Origin of the sequence: Streptomyces sp. NPDC098101 (genome assembly GCF_044760185.1) — a bacterium.
Lineage (GTDB): Bacteria > Actinomycetota > Actinomycetes > Streptomycetales > Streptomycetaceae > Streptomyces.
Genome location: NZ_JBIWAS010000002.1, coordinates 836,333 through 858,328, shown reverse-complemented (window position 1 = coordinate 858,328; position 21,996 = coordinate 836,333). Strand labels below are relative to the sequence as shown.

At 74.0% G+C, this 21,996-nt stretch carries 22 protein-coding genes; 14 read left to right on the top strand and 8 right to left on the bottom strand.

Translation table 11 applies throughout. The annotated features are described in order from the left end of the window. Positions 1-15 precede the first annotated feature (15 nt). Positions 16-981, top strand: coding sequence for a helix-turn-helix transcriptional regulator (locus ACIQVI_RS10930; protein WP_403593818.1), 966 nt, complete (start codon positions 16-18; stop codon positions 979-981). Between the two features lie 13 nt (positions 982-994). Here ACIQVI_RS10930 and ACIQVI_RS10925 read toward each other — a convergent pair whose 3' ends face one another. Further along, positions 995-1,933 (bottom strand): SDR family oxidoreductase, encoded by a 939-nt coding sequence (locus ACIQVI_RS10925; RefSeq protein ID WP_403593815.1) that lies wholly within the window; start codon positions 1,931-1,933, stop codon positions 995-997. Positions 1,934-2,032: 99 nt separating this feature from the next. Between ACIQVI_RS10925 and ACIQVI_RS10920 the strand changes: the two genes are divergently transcribed. Next, a complete protein-coding gene (locus ACIQVI_RS10920; protein WP_351974191.1) occupies positions 2,033-2,554 on the top strand; it encodes a DUF4240 domain-containing protein in 522 nt (173 codons plus the stop codon). 106 nt (positions 2,555-2,660) lie between these two features. Here ACIQVI_RS10920 and ACIQVI_RS10915 read toward each other — a convergent pair whose 3' ends face one another. Beyond that, entirely contained in the window at positions 2,661-3,161 is a 501-nt protein-coding gene (locus ACIQVI_RS10915; RefSeq protein ID WP_403593812.1) for a GNAT family N-acetyltransferase, read from the bottom strand. Positions 3,162-3,208: 47 nt separating this feature from the next. On the opposite strand from ACIQVI_RS10915, the gene ACIQVI_RS10910 reads away from it, so the two are divergent. Together ACIQVI_RS10910 and ACIQVI_RS10905 are read left to right on the top strand one after the other, a co-directional pair. Continuing rightward, a complete protein-coding gene (locus ACIQVI_RS10910; RefSeq protein WP_403593809.1) occupies positions 3,209-4,120 on the top strand; it encodes a TIGR01777 family oxidoreductase in 912 nt (303 codons plus the stop codon). Between the two features lie 363 nt (positions 4,121-4,483). Continuing rightward, complete coding sequence (locus ACIQVI_RS10905) at positions 4,484-5,791, top strand: FAD-dependent oxidoreductase (RefSeq protein ID WP_403594527.1); 1,308 nt, start codon at positions 4,484-4,486, stop codon at positions 5,789-5,791. Between the two features lie 16 nt (positions 5,792-5,807). Here ACIQVI_RS10905 and ACIQVI_RS10900 read toward each other — a convergent pair whose 3' ends face one another. Beyond that, the gene (locus tag ACIQVI_RS10900) at positions 5,808-7,271 is read right to left on the bottom strand and encodes a regulator (RefSeq protein ID WP_403593806.1); all 1,464 of its coding nucleotides are present in this window, start codon (positions 7,269-7,271) and stop codon (positions 5,808-5,810) included. Between the two features lie 341 nt (positions 7,272-7,612). Between ACIQVI_RS10900 and lipB the strand changes: the two genes are divergently transcribed. The 4 genes from lipB (at position 7,613) to ACIQVI_RS10880 (ending at position 10,692) form a co-directional block, all read left to right on the top strand. Then, positions 7,613-8,419, top strand: coding sequence for a lipoyl(octanoyl) transferase LipB (lipB, locus tag ACIQVI_RS10895; protein WP_403593803.1), 807 nt, complete (start codon positions 7,613-7,615; stop codon positions 8,417-8,419). Positions 8,420-8,539: 120 nt separating this feature from the next. Then, the gene (gene lipA / locus ACIQVI_RS10890; protein ID WP_389664659.1) at positions 8,540-9,508 is read left to right on the top strand and encodes a lipoyl synthase; all 969 of its coding nucleotides are present in this window, start codon (positions 8,540-8,542) and stop codon (positions 9,506-9,508) included. A 253-nt stretch (positions 9,509-9,761) separates the two neighbouring features. Continuing rightward, the gene (locus ACIQVI_RS10885; protein ID WP_062756304.1) at positions 9,762-9,977 is read left to right on the top strand and encodes a hypothetical protein; all 216 of its coding nucleotides are present in this window, start codon (positions 9,762-9,764) and stop codon (positions 9,975-9,977) included. Positions 9,978-9,987: 10 nt separating this feature from the next. After that, on the top strand, positions 9,988-10,692 hold the full coding sequence (locus ACIQVI_RS10880) for a DUF4191 domain-containing protein (protein WP_403593799.1): 705 nt from the start codon (positions 9,988-9,990) through the stop codon (positions 10,690-10,692). Between the two features lie 72 nt (positions 10,693-10,764). On the opposite strand, the gene ACIQVI_RS10875 is transcribed toward ACIQVI_RS10880, so the two are convergent. Then, positions 10,765-11,232, bottom strand: coding sequence for an RDD family protein (locus ACIQVI_RS10875; RefSeq protein ID WP_403593796.1), 468 nt, complete (start codon positions 11,230-11,232; stop codon positions 10,765-10,767). Between the two features lie 244 nt (positions 11,233-11,476). Here ACIQVI_RS10875 and glnA point away from each other — a divergent pair, with 244 nt between their 5' ends. Next, on the top strand, positions 11,477-12,901 hold the full coding sequence (gene glnA / locus ACIQVI_RS10870; RefSeq protein WP_121829944.1) for a type I glutamate--ammonia ligase: 1,425 nt from the start codon (positions 11,477-11,479) through the stop codon (positions 12,899-12,901). A 71-nt stretch (positions 12,902-12,972) separates the two neighbouring features. Here glnA and ACIQVI_RS10865 read toward each other — a convergent pair whose 3' ends face one another. Then, complete coding sequence (locus ACIQVI_RS10865) at positions 12,973-13,248, bottom strand: hypothetical protein (protein WP_383408463.1); 276 nt, start codon at positions 13,246-13,248, stop codon at positions 12,973-12,975. A 149-nt stretch (positions 13,249-13,397) separates the two neighbouring features. Here ACIQVI_RS10865 and ACIQVI_RS10860 point away from each other — a divergent pair, with 149 nt between their 5' ends. Then, positions 13,398-13,760 (top strand): arsenate reductase family protein, encoded by a 363-nt coding sequence (locus tag ACIQVI_RS10860; protein ID WP_403593792.1) that lies wholly within the window; start codon positions 13,398-13,400, stop codon positions 13,758-13,760. 24 nt (positions 13,761-13,784) lie between these two features. Here ACIQVI_RS10860 and ACIQVI_RS10855 read toward each other — a convergent pair whose 3' ends face one another. Further along, positions 13,785-14,690, bottom strand: coding sequence for a Gfo/Idh/MocA family protein (locus ACIQVI_RS10855; RefSeq protein ID WP_403593789.1), 906 nt, complete (start codon positions 14,688-14,690; stop codon positions 13,785-13,787). Positions 14,691-14,827: 137 nt separating this feature from the next. On the opposite strand from ACIQVI_RS10855, the gene ACIQVI_RS10850 reads away from it, so the two are divergent. From ACIQVI_RS10850 to ACIQVI_RS10835, 4 genes are all read left to right on the top strand, one after another. Next, positions 14,828-16,288 carry a hypothetical protein gene (locus tag ACIQVI_RS10850; protein WP_403593786.1) on the top strand — a complete coding sequence of 487 codons (1,461 nt, stop codon included), beginning with the start codon at positions 14,828-14,830 and terminating at the stop codon, positions 16,286-16,288. Next, positions 16,285-17,448 (top strand): ARPP-2 domain-containing protein, encoded by a 1,164-nt coding sequence (locus ACIQVI_RS10845; RefSeq protein WP_403593783.1) that lies wholly within the window; start codon positions 16,285-16,287, stop codon positions 17,446-17,448. Before ACIQVI_RS10850 ends, ACIQVI_RS10845 begins: the two co-directional genes overlap by 4 nt. A 211-nt stretch (positions 17,449-17,659) precedes the next feature. Next, positions 17,660-18,691, top strand: a complete 1,032-nt coding sequence (glnII, locus tag ACIQVI_RS10840) for a glutamine synthetase (protein WP_351972596.1) — start codon at positions 17,660-17,662, stop codon at positions 18,689-18,691. Positions 18,692-19,044: 353 nt separating this feature from the next. Next, a complete protein-coding gene (locus ACIQVI_RS10835; protein ID WP_053650051.1) occupies positions 19,045-19,599 on the top strand; it encodes a winged helix-turn-helix domain-containing protein in 555 nt (184 codons plus the stop codon). Positions 19,600-19,635: 36 nt separating this feature from the next. On the opposite strand, the gene ACIQVI_RS10830 is transcribed toward ACIQVI_RS10835, so the two are convergent. Both ACIQVI_RS10830 and ACIQVI_RS10825 read right to left on the bottom strand, forming a co-directional pair. Next, a complete protein-coding gene (locus ACIQVI_RS10830; RefSeq protein WP_403593778.1) occupies positions 19,636-21,072 on the bottom strand; it encodes a PepSY-associated TM helix domain-containing protein in 1,437 nt (478 codons plus the stop codon). Positions 21,073-21,122: 50 nt separating this feature from the next. Continuing rightward, positions 21,123-21,872, bottom strand: coding sequence for a hypothetical protein (locus tag ACIQVI_RS10825; RefSeq protein WP_403593773.1), 750 nt, complete (start codon positions 21,870-21,872; stop codon positions 21,123-21,125). Positions 21,873-21,996: the final 124 nt, after the last annotated feature.

The following is a 21,996-nucleotide window of genomic DNA, read 5'->3' as shown; positions in this document are numbered from 1 at the left end:
ACGCATGATGGAGTCATGCGCGCCGCCCGCCTCATCAAGTTGGTCCTGCTGCTCCAGTCCCGCCCGTCGATGACGGCGGCCGAACTCGCCGCCGAACTGGAGGTGTCGGAGCGGACGGTCGCCCGGGACGCGCTCGCGCTCTCGGAGGCGGGGGTGCCGGTGTACGCGGACCGGGGCAGGGCCGGCGGCTACCGGCTCCTCGACGGCTACCGCACCCGGCTCACCGGCCTCGCCCGGGGCGAGGCCGAGGCGCTGTTCCTGTCCGGCCTCCCGGGCGCGCTGCGGGACATGGGCCTGGAGGACGCGGCCTCGGCGGCCCGCCTGAAGGTGTCGGCGGCGCTGCTCCCGTCGCTGCGGGACGCGCCCCGTACGGCCGCCCAGCGCTTCCACCTGGACGCGCCCGGCTGGTACCAGGAGCCGGTGACCCCGGAGCTGCTCCCGGCGCTCGCGGAGGCCGTCTGGGACGACCGGTGCGCCCGGGTCCGCTACCGGCGCGGGGACGGCACGGAGGTCGAGCGGGAGCTGCGGCCGTACGGGCTCGTCCTGAAGGCGGGCGTCTGGTACGCGTGCGCGTGGACGGGCGGTTCGTTCCGCACGTACCGGGTGGACCGTTTCACGGCGGTGGCGGTGGGCGGGGAGCGCTTCGAGCGGGACCCGGACTTCGACCTGCCCGCGTTCTGGTCCGCCCGCTCCCTGGAGTTCACCCGTTCCCTGCTCCAGGCCGAGGCCGTGCTGCTCCTCACGGAGGAGGGGGCGCGGCGGCTCCCGTACGTGACGGACCGGGCGGCGGCCGGGGAGGCGCTCGCGGCGGGCACGGCGGAGGCCGACGGGCGGCTGCGGGTGACCCTGCGGGTGGAGGACGAGGAGGTGGCCTTCGCCCAGCTCCTCGGCCTGGGCCCGGAGGCGGAGGTGACGGCCCCGGCCGCGCTCCGGGAGCGGTTCGCGGAGGCGGCGCGGGGTTTGGGGAGGCTGTACGGGTAGAGACCGCCGGGTTCTACCGGTAGTCGTCCACCGACACGTCCTCGTCCGTCTCCTTGGCGACGATGAAGCCCCACGCGTCCGGCCGTGAGCCGTCCGCGTCCGTGAAGCCGTACTCCTTGGCCAGCTGGCCGCTGGAGAGCGAGTGGCCGTTCCAGCGGGCCCGGCCGGGGTCGGCGGCGAGGGCGGCGACCGCGCGGCCGACGTAGACGGGGGACTCGGCGACGGCGAAGTCGGGGAGCTTCTCGGCGGCGTCGCGCCAGTTCTCCTCGGTCACGCCGAAGTGGTCCAGCATCTGCTCCGAGCGGAGCCAGCCGGGGGTGAGCGCGACGGCCGTGCAGCCGGCCGGCTCCAGTTCGCGCGCGAGGCCGAAGGCCATCCGGATCGGGGCGTTCTTGGCGAGGTCGTAGTAGACGTTCTCGCGGTAGCGGGTGGCGTTGTACTCCCGGGTGCCGTCGGTGACCTCGACGAGGAGGCCGCCGGGGTGCCGGGTGAGCAGCGGGGTGGCGGCGGCGCTGGTGATCAGGTGGCTCTTCACGCCCAGCTCCAGCATCCGCAGGCCGTCGGCGAGGTCCACCTCCCAGATCTTCTTGCCGAATCCGGCGACGACCAGGTGCTCGCCGCCCCAGATGTCGTTGACGAGGACGTCGAGGCGACCCCGCTCGCGGTCGATCCGGTCGACCAGAACGCGGACCTGCTCGGGTTCCAGGTGGTCGGTGGGGACGGCGACGCCCTCGCCTCCGGCGGCCGTCACCAGTTCGGCGGTCTCCTCGATGGTCTCGGTGGTCCGTCCGACCTCGCTGACCTTCTCGCGGGTGGTGCGCCCGGTGACGTAGACGGTGGCTCCGGCGGCGCCGAGCTGGACGGCGATGGCCCGTCCGGCGCCCCGGGTGGCCCCGGCGACCAGGCAGATCCGTCCGCGCAGGGGCTTGCTGTCAGGTGTCTCGGTGGTCATGGACGTCACCCTGGCAGGAAAGTACGACACCTTCTGTCCGGATTCATTTCGCGGTTTCCGGGTGCGTCGTCCCCGCCGGGGCAGGATGCTGGTCCCGTGATGGACGAGACCGAGTTCTGGAAGATCATCGACGCCGCCCGGGAGGACGCCGAGGGCGACGCCGAGGAGCAGGCGGACCTGCTGGTGGAGCGGCTGACCCGGCTGGACCCCGACTCGGTGCTCGACTACGCGCGCCATTTCGAGGCCCGCTACAACCGCGCGTACCTCTGGGACCTGTGGGGTGCGGCGGCCGTGCTGTTCGACGGGGCGGGCGAGGAGACCTTCGACTCCTTCCGCTGCTGGCTGATCGGCCAGGGCCGGGAGGTGTACGAGGGGGCCGTGCACGAGCCGGACGCGCTCGCGGAGCTGCTCGACGACTTCGACGTGGAGATCGACGGGGACGGCGAGGAGATCGGTTTCGCGGCGGACGAGGCGTACGAGCAGCTGACCGGCGCCGAGACGCCGGACCTGGGCATTCCGATGCCGGGGGGCGAGCCGCTGGGGACCCCGCTCGACCTGGCGGACGACGAGGCCCTGGCGGCCCGCTTCCCCCGGCTGTGGGAGCGCTTCGGGGCGGGGTGAGGTGGATCCGGCCCCGGGCGGCTCCGGGGCGGGCTCGCGGCCGGACCGGGCGGAGGCGCGGGAACCGGCCGGACCCGGGCGGGGCGCGGAGATCGGCCGGGCCTCCTCAGTCGGTCAGTGACCGGCCCATGCACACGTCGTCCACGTACCGGCCGTCGATCAGGAACTCCCCCGGCAGCACGCCCTCCACCGCGTAGCCCTCGGAGGCGTAGAGCGCGCGGGCCGGGGCGTTGTGCCCGAGGACCCGCAGGGTGAGCCGGGTGGCGCCCCGCTCCCGCGCCCGCTCGGCGGCGGCCCGCAGCAGCGCCCGCGCGACGCCCCTCCCCCGGGCCGCCCCGGCGACCACGAGGCCCTGGATCTGGAGTACGTGCGCGTGGGAGGCGAGCGGGATGGGCTGCACGATCCGGACGTAGCCGACGAGCGCGTCCCCGCCCACCGCCACCAGGTAGTCCTCGGGCAGGTGGCGCTCGTCGAAGAAGGGCCCGTACGGCGGGACGGGGGCGGGGACCACCGCGTGGAGGGGGGACCAGGCGGCCCGGTCGAGGGCGCCGAGCGCGGCGTCGTCGTCGCGTTCGGCGGTACGTATCCGCGTCTCCGGCACGATCATGGAGGTCACTGTGCCATGCCCCGGCCGGAAGGGGGCAGGATGGCCCCATGCAGCGTTCCGCCTCCCGCAAGCGTGTCGCCGTCACCGGCGCCTCCGGGCTCATCGGCTCGGCCCTGGTCCGCTCCCTGCGCGCCGACGGCCACGACGTCCTCCGGCTCGTCCGCCGCCCGGCCCGCACCGCCGACGAGGTCGAGTGGGACCCCGCGCGGCTGTACGTGGACGCCGCCGGGCTCGTCGGCGTGGACGCCGTCGTGCACCTGGCGGGCGCCGGGGTCGGCGAGCGCCGCTGGAACGAGGCGCACAAGAAGGAGATCCGGGACAGCCGGGTGCTCGGCACGACGGCGATCGCCCGGGCGCTCGCCGGGCTCGCGGAGCCGCCGGAGGTCCTGGTGTGCGGCACGGCGCTCGGCTGGTACGGGGACACCGGCAGCCGCGCGGTCGACGAGGGCGCCCCGGCGGGGACGGGCTTCCTGCCCTCGGTGTGCGTCGAGTGGGAGGCCGCGGCGGCGCCCGCCGAGGAGGCCGGCATCCGGGTCGCGTACGCCCGCACCGGTCTGGTGGTGGCGCGCGAGGGCGGGGCGTGGGGGCGGCTCTTCCCGCTCTTCCGCGCCGGGCTCGGCGGGCGGATGGGCGACGGGCGCCAGTACTGGTCCTTCATCTCCCTGCACGACGAGGTGGCCGCCCTGCGGCACATGGTCGACACGCCGTCCCTGTCGGGTCCGGTGAACCTGACGGCCCCCGAGCCGGTCACCAACCGCGAGGTGACGGCGGCGATGGGCCGGGTGCTGCGCCGTCCCACGCTCCTCACGGTCCCGGCGCCGGCCCTGCGGATCGTCCTCGGGGACTTCGCGCAGGACGTGCTCGGAAGTCAGCGGGTGCTGCCGGGGCGGCTGTTGGAGACCGGTTTCGACTTCGCGTTCCCGACGATCGACGAGGCGGTCCGGGCCGCGGCCCGCTGACGCGCCCCCTCCTCCCCCGTCCCCTCCCTCCGGCCCCTTCCGTGCTCCCCCGTGCCGCGCGCACCCCGGCGCGCGCTCCTGGCACCCGTGGGAGCGCTGCCTAGGCTCGACGCGGACCGTGAACTCCGGCATTCCGGAGGCTCGTTGGGGGCATAGGCCTCCCACCGGCCGCGCCGACCTGGGGAGGGGCACGTGCTCAGCAGCGCAGACGACACCGTCAGCAGCACGAACAACACAGGCAGTACCGGCAGTACGGGCAGTACGAACAACACCGACAGCACGAGCAGTACAGGTAGTACGGGCAGTACGAGCGCCACGGGCGCCACCGTCGGTACCGGCGGTGCGCACGAGGTCGTCGACGTCGTGGTCGTGGGGGCCGGGGCGGCGGGGCTCGCGGCCGCCCACCGGCTGACCCGCGCCGGGCTCTCCGTCGCCGTCCTGGAGGCGGAGCCGTGGATCGGGGGCCGGATGGCGACCGCGTCCGTCGACGGCTTCCGGCTCGACCGGGTGGGCGGGCCGCTCACCCTGTCCCACGAGGAGCCGCGGCCCCTGCCGGGGCTCGACGCCCTCGCGCTGCGGCCCTTCGCGCCGGGGGTCCTCGTGCACAGCGACGGCCGGTACGCGCGGTGGGGCGCCCCGCACCCGCTCCGGCCGGCCGGAGCGCCCCGGGCGGTGGGCGGCCGGAGCGTGGGGGGAGCGTTCAGCGTGGCGCGCGCCCTCGCGAGCGCCCCCCGGCATCCGGCGGCCTCGCTGGACCAGGCGCGGCTCGGCGCGTCCCTGGTGCGCCTCGCCGCGACCCCGGCGCAGCGGATCCTGGCCCGGCCCGAGCGGACCGCGCGCGAGGCGCTGACCGCGCGGCTGCCCGCCCGGACCGTCCAGGGGGTGCTGCGGCCGCTGCTCGCGGCGCTCCTGGCCGACCCGGACCTCGGCACGTCGAGCCGCCGGGCGGACCTGGCGCTGCGCGCCTTCGCCCGGGGGCGGCTCGCCGTGCCGGAGGGCGGCGCGGCGGCGCTCCCGGAGCTGCTGGCGGCCGCGCTGCCGCCGGGCACGGTCCGTACCGGCGTACGGGTCACGGAGGCGTCCGTCTCCCGGGTCACGACGGCGGAGCACGGGGTGTTCCGCTGCCGCTCGGTGGTGCTCGCCACGGGGGCGCGCACGGCGGCGGAGCTGCTTCCGGGGCTGCGGACGCCCGCGTTCCACGCCGTGACGGTGCTGCACCACACGGCGCCGGTCGCGCCCACCGCCGATCCGGCGCTGCTCCTGGAGTCGGACCCGGGCGGGCCGGTGGCCCACACGGCGGTGATGAGCGCGGTCGATCCGGGGCGGGCCCCGGCGGGGCGGCCCCTGATCACCTCGACGGTGCTCGGGACGCCGCCGGACGACACGGAGCGGCGGGTCCGCAAGCACCTCGCCGCGCTGTACGGCACGTCGACCGACGAGTGGGAGCTGCTGGCGCTCCGGCACACCCCGGACGCGGTCCCGGCGATGCCGCCCCCGCACGACGGGGACCGTCCGGTCCGGCTGCTCGCGGGGCTCTACGTCTGCGGCGACCACCGCGCCGCGAGCACCGCGCGGGGCGCCCTCGCCTCGGGCCGGCGCGCGGCCCGGGCCCTCCTGACCGACCTGGGGGTGCGGCTGCCGGCGGAACCTCCTTGGGCGGAGGCCGCGTAGGGCCCGTCCGGCCGGGTCAGCCGATCGCCGCCACCCGGTCGCGGTAGGTGCGGGCGGCCGCCGCGTCGCGGTAGGGCTCCAGGCGGCGCTCGAAGTCGCGCACGTACTCGACGGCGCGGGCCGAGCGCATCTCGGAGGCCTCCTTGGCGGCCTCGGCGCCGAGCGCGCAGGCCTGCTCCAGTTCGCCGAGGGCGAGCCGGGAGGTGGCGAGGACGACCCGGCAGAAGAGGCGGCTGCGGGCGAAGCCGGGGGCGCGGAGCTGGAGGGCGCGCTCGGCGTGCTGGGCGGCGGTGCGGTACTGCTGGAGGTCGCGGTGGCAGTGCGCGAGTTCGTCGGCGAGCTGCGCCTCGTCGAAGGCGCGGGCCCAGTAGGGCACCTCGTCGCCGGGCCGGGCGGTCTCCAGGGCCCGTTCGGCCCGGACGAGGGAGGCGCTGCACGCGCGCGCCTCCCCCAGGACGGCGTGGCCGCGCGCCTCGACCGCGTGCAGCATCGCCTGGACGACGGGCGGCGCGGCGGGCCCGACGCCCTGCTGGGCGACCCGGGCGAGCTGCACGGCCTCCCGCCCGTGGCCGAGGTAGACGGCCTGGCAGCTCATGGTGAGCAGCACGTACGAGCCGTACGCCCGGTCCCCGGCCGCCTGCGCGAGGCGCAGCGCCTGGACGAAGTAGCGCTGGGCGAGGCCGTGGGCGGCGATGTCGTACGAGGTCCAGCCCGCGAGCCGGGTGAGGTCGGCGGCCGCGGCGAAGAGGCGGCGGCCGGTGGACTCCCCGTACGTGCCGCGCAGCATCGGCTCGGCCTCGTGCTCCAGGTAGCGGACGAGGGCCTGGCGGGCGTGGCCGCCGCCGTAGGCGTGGTCGAGGGTGCGGAAGAGGTCGCCGACCGAGCGGAGGGCGGCGATGTCGCCGCTGGAGACGCGCTGGCCGGGTCCCCGGTCCGTGCCGCGCTGGCGGGGCACGGAGAAGCGGCCCTGGGGCGGGACCCGGGGATCGTGCGGGGGCGTCCCGGCGGAGGCGCGGGCGGGCTCGCCGCGCGCCACCCGCTCGTCGGCGCGGCCGATCAGCCAGTCCCGGCTGGGGACGACCAGGCCCGCCGGGGTGAAGGCGATCTTGCGGAGTTCGGCGTGGCTGCCGGAGTCCTTGCGCCACAGGCCGCCGACGATGTCGACCGCCTCCTCGGGAGTGGCGGCGAACTCCAGGCCCGCGTAGACGGGCGCGCAGGCGTCGAGGCCGAGGTCCTGGGCGGAGAGCCGGCGGCCCAGGCGGCGGGTGAAGACCTCGGCGATGAGGGCGGGGGTGGTGCCGCGCGGCTGCTGGCCGCGGAGCCAGCGGGTCACGGAGGTCTTGTCGTACCGCAGGTCGAGGCCGTGTTCCAGGCCGAGCTGGTCCACCCGTCTGGCGAGGCCCGCGTGGGAGAACCCTGCTTCGGCGATGAGCGCGGCGAGCCGGCTGTTCGGGATGCGCTGCGGGGGTCGTTCCGTCATCAGCTGTGCGGTCTCCTGTTTTCGGGGCCCGGGCGGCACCCCTTCGGACCCTCCTGGAACGGCGTGAATTTAGCGGTCTCCACGGTCCGTACCGCCACCTTCGCCCCACATTCATCCGATCGTGTGAGGATTGGCGGGATCGCTGACGTGGGGCTCCCGACAGTCCCCCGTCCGCCCGTCGCCGCCGGTCGTCCGGGGCCGCCGCCCGTCCACCGTCCGCCCGCCGGAGGGGTGGTCCCGGCGCCGCCGTACAGTGGCATGGGCGCGAATGACGCATGGTGCCGAGCCGGCCCGGGATGATCCCCGGTCCCCGGACTCCCGGCACAGGAGGAGGCATGGCCGTGAGTGAGCTGCGATTCGTCCGTCTCGGCTTCGGCGAGGAAGCCGTCGACTACCAGGTGGCCTGGGACAAGCAGCGCGAGGTGCACGCCGCGCGGTTCGCCGACGAGATCGGGGACACCTGTCTGCTCCTGGAGCACCCGCCGGTCTACACGGCCGGCCGGCGCACCGCGGAGAGCGAGCGCCCCCTCGACGGGACGCCGGTGGTGGACGTGGACCGCGGCGGGAAGATCACCTGGCACGGCCCCGGCCAGCTGGTCGGCTACCCGATCATGAAGCTGCCCCGTCCGGTGGACGTCGTCGCGCACGTGCGCCGCCTGGAGGAGGCCCTGATCCGCACGGCCGCCGACTTCGGCCTGGAGACGACGCGGATCGAGGGGCGCAGTGGGGTGTGGGTGCTGGGGGAACCCCGACAAGCAACAGATCAGCGGCCTTCGCTGGGCGGGCTCTCGCTCGACTTCGACCCGCGCCTGACCGACGAGGAGTTCGACCCGCGTCTGAACGGGCCGGAGTACGCGCCCTCGAACGCGGGCCAGCGCCGCGAGGACCGGAAGCTGGCGGCGATCGGCATCCGGGTCGCCAAGGGCGTCACGATGCACGGCTTCTCGCTCAACGTGAACCCGGACAACGCCTGGTTCGACCGGATCATCCCGTGCGGCATCCGCGACGCGGGCGTCACCTCCTTCGCCAACGAGCTGGGCCGGGACGTCACCGTCGAGGAGGTGCTGCCGGTGGTCGAGGGGCACCTGCGGGAGGTCCTGGAGCACGCGGAGCTCAAGCCGCGGGCCGTGGAGCCCGCGTCCGTCTGACCGCCGCCCCCGCCCCGAGGAATGCGGGGCGCTGGCCAGAGGTTGGCCGGACGTAGGCAGGCATGGAAGCCACGGGCGTACCCTGGTGTACGCCGAAGAATCGAAGCTACAGGAGCCGATGTGTCCGCAGTCGCACCCGACGGACGCAAGATGCTGCGCCTGGAGGTCCGGAACGCCCAGACCCCCATCGAGCGCAAGCCCGAGTGGATCAAGACCCGGGCGAAGATGGGGCCCGAGTACACGAAGATGCAGGGCCTCGTGAAGAGCGAGGGCCTGCACACGGTCTGCCAGGAGGCGGGCTGTCCCAACATCTTCGAGTGCTGGGAGGACCGCGAGGCGACCTTCCTCATCGGCGGCGACCAGTGCACCCGGCGCTGCGACTTCTGCCAGATCGACACGGGCAAGCCGCAGGCCCTCGACCGCGACGAGCCGCGCCGCGTGGGCGAGTCGGTCGTCACGATGGACCTGAACTACGCCACGATCACCGGCGTCGCGCGCGACGACCTGGAGGACGGCGGCGCCTGGCTGTACGCGGAGACCGTGCGCCAGATCCACCAGCAGACGGCGGGCCGCGAGGCGGGCCGCACCAAGGTCGAGCTGCTCGCCCCCGACTTCAACGCGGTGCCGGAGCTCCTGGAGCAGGTCTTCGACTCCCGCCCCGAGGTCTTCGCGCACAACGTGGAGACGGTGCCGCGCATCTTCAAGCGCATCCGTCCCGGCTTCCGGTACGAGCGCTCCCTGGACGTCATCACGCGGGCGCGTGACTACGGTCTGGTCACGAAGTCGAACCTGATCCTCGGCATGGGCGAGACCCGCGAGGAGATCAGCGAGGCGCTCCAGCAGCTGCACGACGCGGGCTGCGAGCTCATCACGATCACGCAGTACCTGCGCCCCTCGGTCCGCCACCACCCGGTGGAGCGCTGGGTGAAGCCGCAGGAGTTCGTGGAGCTGAAGGAGGAGGCCGACGAGATCGGCTTCTCCGGCGTGATGTCGGGCCCGCTGGTCCGTTCCTCGTACCGCGCGGGTCGCCTGTACCAGCAGGCGATGGAGAAGCGGGCGGCCGCGCAGGGCGCGTCGACCGCCGTGTGAATCCGAGCACAAGCAGTTACCGGCCGGTAGTGGCCGGATCCGGTGCGGTCCGTACGACCCCGCAGCTCAGCGGGGGCGTACGGGCCGCACCGCCGTTTCCGCACTGGGCCGACCGGCCGCACCGACGTTTCACCAGTGTTTGACCGCCGGGTCACGCCCTGGTAACACCGATCTGTGAGCCTGGCTTCACCCACCGCCACCGTCCGCTCACACCCCCACCTCGTCTCACCCGCCATCGAGGGAGGACCCCGCCATGCCGGCCGCATCGACGCACGTCCGCGTCACCGCGATCCCGTCCGTCACCGACGCCCTGAGGGCCGTGGAGTCGCTGCTCCTGGGCTCGGGACAGCGCACCGCCCGGCGCAACGCCTGGAACTCCGTCCTGGAGGACCGGCGCCGCGCCAAGGACCGGGTCGAGGCCCAGCGCGTGATGGAGGTCGCGTCGGGCCGCGCTTCCCGGGCCACGTAAACTTCAGGACATGGCGAGGAAGGCAAACACGAGCAGCGCTGACGCTGCCAACCCCGGGCGACTGAAGCAGATCGCCCTCACGTACAAGATGACCCGGAAGGCCGACCCGAAGGTCGGTCTCGTCGTCGCGGGCGTGGGCATCGGCGTACTCGGTGTCCTCCTCGCGATCGGCTTCCTCATCGGTCATCCGGTCTACCTGGGCATCCTGGGCTTCGTCCTGGGTCTCCTGGCGGCGGCCATCGTCTTCGGACGGCGTGCCGAGAGCGCGGCCTTCGGGCAGATGGAGGGCCAGCCGGGCGCGGCGGCGGCGGTGCTGCAGAACATCGGGCGCGGCTGGACGACGACCCCGGCGGTCGCGATGAACCGGAACCAGGACGTCGTGCACCGCGCGGTCGGCCGGGCCGGCATCGTCCTGGTGGCCGAGGGCAACCCGAACCGGGTCAAGGCGCTCCTGGCGGCCGAGAAGAAGCGCATGAACCGCGTCGTGATGGACGTGCCGGTGCACGACATCATCGTCGGCGACGGCGAGGGCCAGGTGCCGCTGAAGAAGGTCCGCACGACCATGCTCAAGCTGCCCCGGGTGCTCACCGGCCCGCAGGTGACCGTGGCCAACGACCGGCTGCGGGCGATGGGCGACCTGATGAGCAACATGCCGCTGCCGAAGGGTCCGATGCCCAAGGGGATGCGGATGCCGCGCGGCGGAAAGATGCGCTGACGCGCCCGACCGAACGCACGAGAGGGGCTCCGGACCGCACGGTCCGGAGCCCCTCTCGCGTGTCCGATGGGATCAGATGCGGACCTGGACGGCCCCGGAGAGGCGGTCGTGGAGACCGCGGCCGTCGCGGTCCCAGATCAGGGCCGGGATCGCCAGGCAGACCAGGACGGAGCGGAGCACCACCCGGAGGACGCCGAGACGGCCGCCGCGCACCGAGACGACCCGCAGGCCGAAGAGCCGCTTGCCGGGCGTGGAGCCCACGGTGCCGACCGTCAGGACGCTCAGGACGAGCAGGATGCCGAGGGCCCAGTTGCCGGTGGCCTGGTTGTAGCCGTCGGTGATCAGGCCGTATGCGATCACCATGCAGAGGGCCCAGTCGACGGCGAGGGCGCCCAGCCGGCGGCCCGGGCGGGCGATCGAACCGGGACCCTCCTCGGGCAGCCCCAGCTGCTGACCGCGGTAGCCGAAGTCGACGCCTGCGTCCTCGGCCGCCGCGCGGGGGCCGGAGAGCCAAGATCCGAGTGCTTGCCTGTTGTCCACCCGACCACGGTACTGTGCCCGATTTCGATCTCTTCGGCCCGGGTGGGGCAAGGGGCCCGGCGGCCCCGGAGCGGGGCGCCCCCGGGCACGGACGGCACCCACCCCGGTTAACTTCGACGAAACAATTGGGTCATGCTTGAGAAATCCCGTCTGCCTATGGTCGGGTCCAGCGTGTGCCACCGCACTGGCCGCACGAACGAGCTGCAACCCCGCCCCTCCCCGGGCCGGGAGTAGGAGGAGTGGGATGTCCCAGACGCACGGGTTCCAGAACGCCGAAGAGGCTCAGAAGTTCATCAAGGACAACGACGTCAAGATGGTCGACGTCCGGTTCTGCGACCTTCCGGGCGTGATGCAGCACTTCACGATCCCCGCCTCGGCCTTCGACCCGTCGGAGGAGCTCGCGTTCGACGGCTCGTCGATCCGTGGCTTCCAGGCGATCCACGAGTCCGACATGGCGCTGCGCGCCGACCTGTCGACGGCCCGGGTGGACCCCTTCCGCCGCGACAAGACGCTGAACGTCAACTTCTTCATCCACGACCCGATCACGGGCGAGCAGTACAGCCGTGACCCGCGGAACATCGCGAAGAAGGCGGAGGCGTACCTCGCCTCCACCGGCATCGCCGACACCGCGTTCTTCGGCCCCGAGGCGGAGTTCTACGTCTTCGACTCGGTGCGCTTCGAGACCTCGGCGAACCAGGGCTTCTACCACATCGACTCCGAGGCCGGAGCCTGGAACACCGGTGCGGTGGAGAACAACCGCGGCTACAAGGTCCGCTACAAGGGCGGCTACTTCCCGGCCCCGCCGGTCGACCACTTCGCCGACCTGCGCTCCGAGATCTCCCTGGAGCTGGAGAACGTCGGCCTCCAGGTCGAGCGCCAGCACCACGAGGTCGGCACCGCCGGCCAGGCCGAGATCAACTACAAGTTCAACACGCTGCTCGCCGCGGCCGACGACCTGATGCTCTTCAAGTACATCGTGAAGAACGTCGCCTGGCGCAACGGCAAGACCGCGACCTTCATGCCGAAGCCGATCTTCGGCGACAACGGCTCGGGCATGCACGTCCACCAGTCGCTGTGGGCCAACGGCGACCCCCTGTTCTACGACGAGACGGGCTACGCGGGCCTCTCGGACACCGCCCGCTACTACATCGGCGGCATCCTCAAGCACGCCCCGTCGCTGCTCGCCTTCACCAACCCGACGGTGAACTCGTACCACCGCCTGGTCCCGGGCTTCGAGGCCCCGGTCAACATGGTGTACTCGCAGCGCAACCGCTCCGCCGCCATGCGCATCCCGATCACGGGCGCGAACCCGAAGGCCAAGCGCGTCGAGTTCCGCGCGCCGGACCCGTCCTCGAACCCGTACCTCGCCTTCTCGGCGCTGCTCCTCGCGGGCCTCGACGGCATCAAGAACAAGATCGAGCCCCTGGAGCCGATCGACAAGGACCTCTACGAGCTGGCTCCCGAGGAGCACGCCAACGTCCCCCAGGTCCCGACCAACCTGGAGGCAGTCCTCTCCGCCCTGGAGGAGGACAACGAGTACCTCCAGGCCGGCGGCGTCTTCACCTCGGACCTGATCGAGACCTGGATCGACTACAAGCGCACGAACGAGATCGCCCCGATCCAGCTGCGGCCGCACCCGCACGAGTTCGAGCTGTACTTCGACCTCTAAGTCGCGAGGCAAGTGAAGGCCGCCGCCCGGAGGGTTCCGGGCGGCGGCCTTCGCCGTGCGTACGGTGCCCGTCAGCGCCCGTAGCGGATCAGGGCGCGGACCATGCGGCAGGTGGTGTCCGAGGGCGGGTGGATGCCGAGCTGTTCGGCGGTGGTGGTGATGGTCGCGTTCGTGGCCTTCGACGGGACGTAGACGCCGGCGTCGAGGAGGGCGATCGCGAGGCGCATGGCCTTCAGGCGCCGGTTGTGCGTGACGTACCACTCGCGGGGCCGGCCCGCGGGGAGCGGCTGCTTCTGGAGCGGCTTCCAGGGTTCGAGGGACGGCGTCCGGATCACGGCGAGAGCCATGGGCTACCTCCTGGCGAACGGCGGGGTGCGGGCCCTCCTCGGGACCCTCACCTTCACCCATTATTTTACCGGTCCCCACTGACAATCGTCCCTGGCCAGGACCGGTTTTCGGCACTGCGGAAGGGGGGCCCGGGGGTACCGTGGGCGCCATGGAGATCTGGATCAATCCCGCCTGTTCCAAGTGTCGCGCCGCCCTCACCCTCCTCGACGCCGAAGGGGCCGACTACACCGTCCGGCGCTATCTGGAGGACGTGCCCTCGCCCGCCGAGATCCGGGAGGTGCTCGGGCGGCTCGGGCTCGAACCGTGGGACATCGCCCGGACGCAGGAGGCGGAGGCGAAGGAGCTCGGGGTGGAGGAGTGGCCCCGGGACGCGGAGGGCCGCGACCGGTGGATCGAGGCCCTCGCCGCGCACCCGAAGCTCATCCAGCGGCCGATCATCACCGCCGAGGACGGCACCGCCGTCGTGGGGCGGTCCGAGGAGGCCGTGCGGGACGCCCTCTCCCGCCGCTGAGGACGGCCGGAGGGCGGCCGGCCCTCAGCGCCCCGCCGTCAGCCGCTCCGCCTCCGTCAGGATCTCCGTGAGGCGCAGGCCGAAGCGGGCGTCGCAGGGGTGCGGGGTGCCCGTGCGGGCCGCGGCGACCAGGGCGTCCACGGCCGCGCCGAAGGCGTCGAGCGCGCCGTCCCAGCGGGGCATCTCGGCGCGGCCCTCCGTGCCGTACAGGGCGAGGGCCGCCTCCGCCGCCTCCGGCGGGGCGCTCAGGGTGAGGGTGGCGGTGCTGCTCGCGCCCGACGCGTGGCGCAGCACCAGGTGGTGGGTGTCCCCCGGGCCCGGCGCGGCCGTGATCTCCGTGACGTCCCCGAGGACCGGCAGGTAGACCGAGAGGACGTGCGGGCCCACGTCCCACAGGCCGCCCTTCTCGCGCCGCCAGGGCGAGGCCGCGTACTCGCTCGTGGAGCCGGAGCCGTACAGCGAGCCCAGCCAGTGCGCCTCGCCCAGGAACCAGCCGTCCGCCGCCGCCTGCTCCTCGATCCAGGAGGCCGTCGGCTCCGCGAAGCGCAGGGTGCAGAAGACCACCGACGCCACTCCGGCCGCCTCGACGGCGTCGGCGACCTCGCGGGCCCCGGCCACCGTCGTGGCGACCGGCTTGTCCAGGAGGACGTGACAGCCCGCGGCCGCGGCCCGTACCGCCAGCGGGGCCTGGACGTCCGGCGGGAGGGCGAGGGCCACGGCGTCGCTCGCCGCGAAGAGGGCGTCCACGTCCTCGTACGCGCGCGTGCCCGACGCGGCGGCCAGCGCCTCCGCCGCCTCCGGGCGCCTGCCCCACACCCCGCTGAACTCGACGTCCGGGTGCCCGACGAGCGCGGGCGCGTGGGTGTGACCGGCCCAGGGGCCGGTGCCGAGGAGTCCGATGCGGGGCCGCGCCCCGAGCTGCTTCGCCATGGGCACAGTCTGCCGGGTGCCCCCGCCGGGCGGTGATGACGGGGGTGACACCGAAACCCCCTCGCTCTCCTTCCCCCTCACGCGTTAGCGTTCCCCCGCCGGCCGCGGGACTCCGGTGCGACTTCCGGAACCTGCCTATGAAGCAACGTCTTCGCTGTTCGCGCCCTCATTCCCCGGCCGGCACCCGAAGGAGGGGAAGGCCCGTGTCCGAGCTCGTCGCCGCCGAGGACGTGCTCCTCTTCGTCAACGCCGCCGTCACCGCCACCGGGCAGCGCGAGTTCCGCTCCTCGGCCGGCGAGCAGCGGCTCTCGCTCGCCTTCCTCCACGCGTACGTACGGGTCAACTACCGGCCCGTGTACGCCGCCGCGCTCGCCCTCGACATCAACGACCACAACGCGGCCCTCGTCGTCGAGCACCTGCTGCGCACCCCGGCGGAGGCCGGGCCGGGCGAGGGGCGGCTGATCGCCGCGCGGCTCGCCGTGCTGCCGCCGCAGCGGGTCTACCGGCTGTTCGGGGCGCTGCGCGCCGCCAAGGTCAACAACCGGCGCACGCGCGCGATCGTGCGCGAGTGGCTCGCGGCCCGCCCGGATCCGGCGCTCGACGCCGTGAAGTACCGGGCCGGTCTGAAGACCGCGCTCCGGCACGTCCACGGGCGGACGGCGGACCCGGAGACGGGCGACTTCCTCTTCGCGCCCCGGCGCCGCGTCCGCTACGGGAGCCCGCTGCTGGACGCCCACCGCCGGGCGCACCACGAGCAGGGCGCGCTGTACGAGCTGCCGTTCACCGTGGCGGAGGGGTTCGCCGCGAAGCACGGGGTGCCCCGCGCGCTGTTCCTGGAGCGGATCGCGCCCCGGATGACCCGGTTCGAACGGCTCAGGACCGAGCGGGCGGCGGGCGGCGCGAAAGACCTGTCCGTCATGCCGCTGACCCGGCTCGCGGTGTACGTGCTCTCGCTGCCGTTCGGGGAGCGGGTCGCCCGGCGGGCCGAGCTGACCGGGGCGCTGCGGGCCGCCGCCCGGCGGGTCGCCGGGCCGTACGCCGGGAGCTGGGGGCGGGTCGTGGCCGTGCTGGACGACAGCTTCTCGTCGTCCGGTTCGGCGGTGAAGCGGCGCCGTCCGCTGGCCGTGGCCCTGGGCTGCCACTTCCTCCTGGAGGCTCTGGCGGCGCCGGGCGCGTACCGCCCGCTGTGGACCTCGGGCGGGGACGATCCGCTGCTCGTCCGGCCGTACGGGCCGACCCCGCTCGGCCTGCGGGTCCTGGACGCCCTGGAGACCGGGCCCGAGCGGCTGGTGATCGTCTCGGACGGCTGGGACAACGCGCCGCCGGGGCTCGCGGGCGAGGTGCTGCGGGTGTGGCGGACGCGGCTCGATCCGGAGCGGCGGACGAGCGTCGTGCACCTCAACCCCGTATACGACGCCGGGGGCTTCGACGTGCGCGGGCTCGCGCCGGGCGTGCCGGTCGCCGGCATCCGGGACGCGGAGGACCTGGCGGCCCTGGTGGAGATCGCGCAGTTCGCGGAGGGGCGGACGGGGTTCGCGGAGCTGCGGGCCTATCTGGACCGGCGGGTGGAAGCGTTCCTGAAGGGGGCCGGAGGGTGAGCGGGATCGATCTGGGCGGGCTGGACGCGCGGCCCGCGCAGGTGTGGGGCGGGGTGCGGCTGGTGCCGCTCGTGCGGGACGGGCCGGTGCCCGGACTGCGGCTGCGCCGTGAGGCGTACGAGGGGCCGGGGACGGCCTCGGTGGAGCTCGGCCGCCGGGCGGAGTACACCTCGTACGTCCCGCACGGCTTCGTCGCCGACTGGTCCGGCTCCCGGCAGGACGGCGAGTCCGCCGCGTACGGGACGCTGCTCGGCGACCGGACGGAGGGGCCGCCGCCGTGCGTGCCCGTGCGCCGCGTCCACCGGCTCGCCAAGCGCCGGCAGGGCGAGCGGCGGCTGCGGTTCCTGCCGCTGCACCTCGCCCTGGAGGGCTATCTCTCGCTGCACTTCGGCGGCCCTCCGGTGGTCTGGGACGACTGGTCCCGGGAGGCGGTGCGGCGCGGGCTCTCGCCGCGGGCCGAGGCGGCGTACGCCGGGTGGCGGGTGCCGGGGCTCGGGGAGGCGCTGCGGGTCTTCGAGCTGCACCCGGGGCAGTGCGGGACGCTCCTGTACGTGGCGGACGCCCTGGCCGCGGCCTTCGTGGTGCCGCATCCGGAGGACTACCGGGTGCTGCACCCGACGCTGGTCGAGGACCTGTACGGGGAGCTGGTCCACCAGTACGCGCACTACGGCGCCCCGGTGCCGGAGTTCACGGCGCGGATCCGGGACGGCGCCGGGGGGATCCGTACGCTCGCGGACCTGCGGGCGGCGGCCCTGGGGCAGGAGCGGGCGTGGGCGGCGGCGCACGACGGGCTGATGGCGCGGGACCTCCTGGAGACGCCGTACTCCTTCGAGCGGGTGTACCGGGCGGGGACGTTCGACCTGTACCGGTTCCTGCCGCCGTTCCGGCGGGACGGGCGGGAGCAGCACATCGGGGAGCTGATCACCGACCACCGGGGGCGGACGGCGTATCTGAAGACCTTCCGGCTCTCGGAGAAGCAGGTCAGGAAGGGGTACCTGCTGCACCGGCTGGCGGACCACGACTGGCACCCCGGGCGGACCGCGGAGGCCCTCGGCACCACGTACGCCGAGCTGGTGCGGCGGATCGGGGCGGCCGGGCTGGGCGGGCTCCTGGACGCCCACGTGGTCGCACGGAAGGCGCGGGAGGAGCGGGAAGGCTGAGTAACACGGGGTTCACAAACGGGCAACCGACGGGAAATCCCGTGTTGCGAAGCTGCGGTCCGAAAGCAACCGTACGGTCCGGCTCCGGCCGGATCGCGCGGAGACCGCAGCTTCTCGCAGCGCCGCGAGCCGCCGCGGGCAGCCCCTCCCGCCGCCTCCGGGCGCCGGGGGAAACCCCAGCAGCACGCCACGCGCCCTAAGGATGAGCCCCGTGACCTTCAAGGCTGAGTACATCTGGATCGACGGCACCGAGCCGACCGCGAAGCTTCGCTCCAAGACGAAGATCATCGTGGGCGGGGGCGCGGCGCTCGACGAGCTGCCGATCTGGGGCTTCGACGGTTCGAGCACGAACCAGGCCGAGGGCCACGCCTCGGACCGCGTCCTCAAGCCGGTCTTCGTCTGCCCGGACCCGATCCGCGGCGGCGACGACGTCCTGGTCCTGTGCGAGGTCCTCAACACGGACATGACGCCGCACTCGTCCAACACGCGTGCCGCGCTCGCCGAGGTCGCCGCGACGTACGCCTCGCAGGAGCCGATCTTCGGCATCGAGCAGGAGTACACCTTCTTCAAGGGCTCGCGTCCGCTGGGCTTCCCCGAGGCCGGCTTCCCGGCCGCGCAGGGCGGCTACTACTGCGGCGTCGGCGCGGACGAGATCTTCGGCCGCGACGTCGTCGAGGCGCACCTGGAGAACTGCCTGGCGGCCGGTCTCGGCATCTCCGGCATCAACGCCGAGGTCATGCCCGGCCAGTGGGAGTTCCAGGTCGGCCCGCTGGCGCCGCTCGAGGTCTCCGACCAGCTGTGGATCGCCCGCTGGCTGCTGTACCGCACGGCCGAGGACTTCGACGTCTCCGCGACCCTGGACCCGAAGCCGGTGAAGGGTGACTGGAACGGCGCGGGCGCGCACACCAACTTCTCCACGAAGGCGATGCGCGAGGGCTACGACGCGATCATCACCGCGTGCGAGTCCCTCGGCGAGGGCTCCAAGCCGCTCGACCACGTCAAGAACTACGGCGCCGGCATCGACGACCGCCTGACGGGCCTGCACGAGACCGCACCGTGGGACAAGTACTCCTACGGCGTCTCGGACCGCGGCGCCTCGGTCCGCATCCCGTGGCAGGTCGAGCAGGACCGCAAGGGCTACATCGAGGACCGCCGTCCGAACGCCAACGTGGACCCGTACGTGGTGACCCGCCTCCTGGTGGACACCTGCTGCGAGGCCCTGGCGAAGGCCGGCCAGGTCTGATCCGCACGCCTTCCGGAAGGGGCGTCCACCGTTTCGCACGGTGGGCGTCCCTTCCGTCATGTGGGATGGATGACACAGGCTTTGGCCGGTACGGGGGTCGTCCTGGTGTTTCCCTTCTGGTTCAATAGGGATATGGCCAACTTGCAGAACGACACCGCGACGGGTCGTCACGACCTCGAGCCGTTCTGGCCTTCCCGGCAGCACCACGACTTCGACCGGGTGTGTTGCCGCGCGAGGAACGCGTCGGCCCTCTAAAGCCCCGATCGGCCCTGTCCGATCCCCGGCCTTCGGCCGACGCGCACGACGTACGACGCCTGTCCGTCCGTTTCTCCGCGCGAAAGAGCTGACCTGCCATGGCCCACACCCAGAGCGCCTCCCTCACGGCCGTCCGTCCCGGCCGGCACCGACTCCGTGCCGTCGATCCGAACGAGGTCGTCGACTTCTCCCAGGTGGCGGACTTCCTGCCGCCCGGTGCCACCCTGCTGCCCGCGCCGCAGCACGCGCTGCCCGTGCTGCCGGGCCGCCCGCCGATGGTCGGGTACCTCGTCCTGGTCCCCGCCGACCAGCAGCCGCACCTGCCCGTGGCCGTGCCCTCCCCGGTGACCGCGCCCGTCGCGGCCGAGGAGCGGGGGCCGGTGACCATCGACGACGTCCAGCGGATCGCCGTCGTGGACGGGGAGCCGCTGGACCTGACGTACCTGGAGTTCGAGCTCCTCGCCCACCTGGTGGCACACCCCCACCGGGTCCACACGCGCGACCAGTTGGTCACGACGGTGTGGGGGTACGGCCACGTCGGCGACGGGCGCACGGTGGACGTGCACGTGGCCCGGCTGCGCCGCAAGCTGGGCGCCGAGCACCGCCACACGATCCAGACCGTGCGGCGGGTCGGCTACAAGTACACGCCCTGACCGGGCCGTTCGGCCCGGCCGGGACGTCCGTTCCGGTCAGGCCGCGCCGTCTCCCGACGCCTTCGTCCTCGCCCTCGTCCTCACCTTCGCGGTGAGGGCGAGGGCGAAGTCGACCGCCAGGAAGAGCAGCAGGCTGATCCCGAGCAGCGGGACGAACCAGGCGACGAGCGCCGTGGCCGCCGCGAGCGGGAGCAGCAGGGCGGCCGGGACCTTCCGCCAGGCCCCGCGCGCCGCCGGCCGGCCCGGGCGGCGCAGCCACCACATCCGGTAGCCCCAGAGGATCATCAGGACGAGCGCGAGGGCGAGGGCCGCGAGCAGCAGCTGGTTGAACAGGCCCAGGAAGACGCCCATGTGCGCGTCGATGCCGATCCGGGTGAGCTTCGCGAGCAGCGGGTAGTCCGCGAAGGCGAGCCGGTCGAGGACCGTGCCGTCGGCCGGGTCGACGGCCACCGAGTCCAGTTCGAGCGGGAACTGGGTGTCGGTCTCCTTGACCACGTACCCCTTGCCGTCGGCGGGCAGGGCCACCGAGATCCGCGGGCTGTCGATGCCGGCGGCGCGGGCCGCCTCGACGGCCCGGTCGAGACCGACGTCCGGGCCCTGGGCGGTGGTGCCTCCGGAGTGGCCGCCGCCGTGGCCCTCGTGGCCGTCGGAGCCGGCGGGCGCGCCGTCGAGGGTCGCGGTGAGGGTGGGGGTCGCGCCCCCGAGGCCGTCCTGGACGGTGCCGATGTTCTCGCCCGCGTACCGCGACCAGGTCAGGCCCGTCGCGGAGAGCAGGACGAGACCGGCCGCCGCCCACAGGCCGACCGAGCCATGCCAGGAGAGGGTGCGGCGGCGGGAGGCCGGGCCGCCCTCCGGCACGAACAGGGCGCGGCGGTTCTTCCGGCGCCGGCCGATCCAGAGCAGCAGGCCGCCGAGCGCTATCACCCACAGCCAGCTCGCGGCGAGCTCGCTGTAGTTGCGGCCGAACTCGCCCAGGTGCAGGTCACGGTGGAGGCCGTCGATCCAGGTGCGCAGCGGCAGGGCGCCGGAGCTGCCGTAGCTGGGCAGCTGCCCGCGGACGTCCCCGGTGTACGGGTCGACGAAGACGGCGAGCGAGGTGCCCTCGGGGGCGTCGGGGTCGGCCATCAGGACCCGGGTCGTCGCGCCGGGCTCGGCGCCGGGCCAGACGGCGGTGACGGTGCCGTCCGGGTTGGCCCCGCGGGCGATGTCCACCTGCCGGGAGAGCGGCAGGGCGGCGTCGCCGACGGGCACCTCCAGCTCGTGCGCGTAGACCACCTTCTCGGCCTGGAAGGAGAGCGCGTAGAGCAGGCCGCTGAGGGCGGCGACGAGGAGGAACGGGGCGACGAGGACGCCCGCGTAGAAGTGGAGACGGAGGAGGAGCGGGCGCAGGCCGCTCCAGGCGGTGGGCTTGCGGGGAGCGGAGGGCGGTTCCTGCACGGGGGTTTCGGGGCGTGCGGGATCGTCGATCGTCATGGGTGACTGTCCTGGGTTCTCGGTGCAGACAGGGGGAAGCGGCCCCCGGGTCAGACGTGTGCTCCGAGGACCGTGGCGCGGGATGCGGACGGTCGGGGCGGGCCGCGCCGGGACAGGGTGTGGGCGAGGACGACGGTGTGCGGCCGGTGGGCGTTCCGCCGCGCCCGGCGGACCGGGCCGCGCGGGGCGTCGGGGACGCGGACGAGCGCGCGCAGCAGGCGCAGCGGGGTGAAGGCGTACGCGAGGGCGGCGCGGGCGAGCGCGAAGAACGCGGCCTCGCCGTGGGCCAGCCAGAGGCCGCAGAGGAGCGCGGCGAGGAGGTGGACGGCGACCATGCCGGGGCCGGAGGCGGTGGCGGAGTCCACGGCTTGGGCGACGGCGGGGTCGAGGGCGGAGGCGGCTCCTTCGGTGCCCGCCGTGGGGACGGCGGTGCCGTGCATGGCGTGGGTGCCGTGCATGGTGTGCATGGCGTGCATGGCGTGGGTGCCGTGCGTCGCGTGGTGGGCGGCTGCGCTTCCGCCGGGGGCGCTCGTCGTGGATCCGTGGGCGCCCGTCGTCGAGAAGAGGACGTGGAGCGCGCCCTGGAGGGTGAGGAGCGCGCCCGCGATGGCGGGTGTGCCCCGGCGGCGGCCGGCGGCGGCCCAGGCGACGGCGGCCGTCACGGCGAAGGCGCCGAGCAGCGCGGTGGCCGGGAGCCGGTGCGCAGACATGGACGAATGCCCCACGGCGGCCAGAGCCACGCACACCACCGCGAAGAGCGCGGCTCGCAGGGCGCGCAGGGGCGACCGGGCATCCGTCATCGCCCGCCATGGTGCCATCCCGCCGTCCGGCGGGACAGACCACCTCCCGATGTCCGGTCCCCCGCCCGTTTCCGCCCCCGGCGGAATCCTCCGGGAGCGGAAACACTGGTCCCGTCCCGGGCGG

What these genes read in the sequence shown, in the direction of transcription:
- ACIQVI_RS10930 (WP_403593818.1), top strand. Translation starts at nt 16, where the DNA reads ATGCGCGCCGCCCGCCTCATCAAGTTGGTCCTGCTGCTCCAGTCCCGC.
- ACIQVI_RS10925 (WP_403593815.1), bottom strand. Translation starts at nt 1,933, where the DNA reads ATGACCACCGAGACACCTGACAGCAAGCCCCTGCGCGGACGGATCTGC.
- ACIQVI_RS10920 (WP_351974191.1), top strand. Translation starts at nt 2,033, where the DNA reads ATGGACGAGACCGAGTTCTGGAAGATCATCGACGCCGCCCGGGAGGAC.
- ACIQVI_RS10915 (WP_403593812.1), bottom strand. Translation starts at nt 3,161, where the DNA reads ATGATCGTGCCGGAGACGCGGATACGTACCGCCGAACGCGACGACGAC.
- ACIQVI_RS10910 (WP_403593809.1), top strand. Translation starts at nt 3,209, where the DNA reads ATGCAGCGTTCCGCCTCCCGCAAGCGTGTCGCCGTCACCGGCGCCTCC.
- ACIQVI_RS10900 (WP_403593806.1), bottom strand. Translation starts at nt 7,271, where the DNA reads ATGACGGAACGACCCCCGCAGCGCATCCCGAACAGCCGGCTCGCCGCG.
- ACIQVI_RS10885 (WP_062756304.1), top strand. Translation starts at nt 9,762, where the DNA reads ATGCCGGCCGCATCGACGCACGTCCGCGTCACCGCGATCCCGTCCGTC.
- ACIQVI_RS10880 (WP_403593799.1), top strand. Translation starts at nt 9,988, where the DNA reads ATGGCGAGGAAGGCAAACACGAGCAGCGCTGACGCTGCCAACCCCGGG.
- glnA (WP_121829944.1), top strand. Translation starts at nt 11,477, where the DNA reads ATGTCCCAGACGCACGGGTTCCAGAACGCCGAAGAGGCTCAGAAGTTC.
- ACIQVI_RS10865 (WP_383408463.1), bottom strand. Translation starts at nt 13,248, where the DNA reads ATGGCTCTCGCCGTGATCCGGACGCCGTCCCTCGAACCCTGGAAGCCG.
- ACIQVI_RS10860 (WP_403593792.1), top strand. Translation starts at nt 13,398, where the DNA reads ATGGAGATCTGGATCAATCCCGCCTGTTCCAAGTGTCGCGCCGCCCTC.
- ACIQVI_RS10855 (WP_403593789.1), bottom strand. Translation starts at nt 14,690, where the DNA reads ATGGCGAAGCAGCTCGGGGCGCGGCCCCGCATCGGACTCCTCGGCACC.
- ACIQVI_RS10850 (WP_403593786.1), top strand. Translation starts at nt 14,828, where the DNA reads ATGAAGCAACGTCTTCGCTGTTCGCGCCCTCATTCCCCGGCCGGCACC.
- ACIQVI_RS10835 (WP_053650051.1), top strand. Translation starts at nt 19,045, where the DNA reads ATGGCCCACACCCAGAGCGCCTCCCTCACGGCCGTCCGTCCCGGCCGG.
- ACIQVI_RS10830 (WP_403593778.1), bottom strand. Translation starts at nt 21,072, where the DNA reads ATGACGATCGACGATCCCGCACGCCCCGAAACCCCCGTGCAGGAACCG.
- ACIQVI_RS10825 (WP_403593773.1), bottom strand. Translation starts at nt 21,872, where the DNA reads ATGACGGATGCCCGGTCGCCCCTGCGCGCCCTGCGAGCCGCGCTCTTC.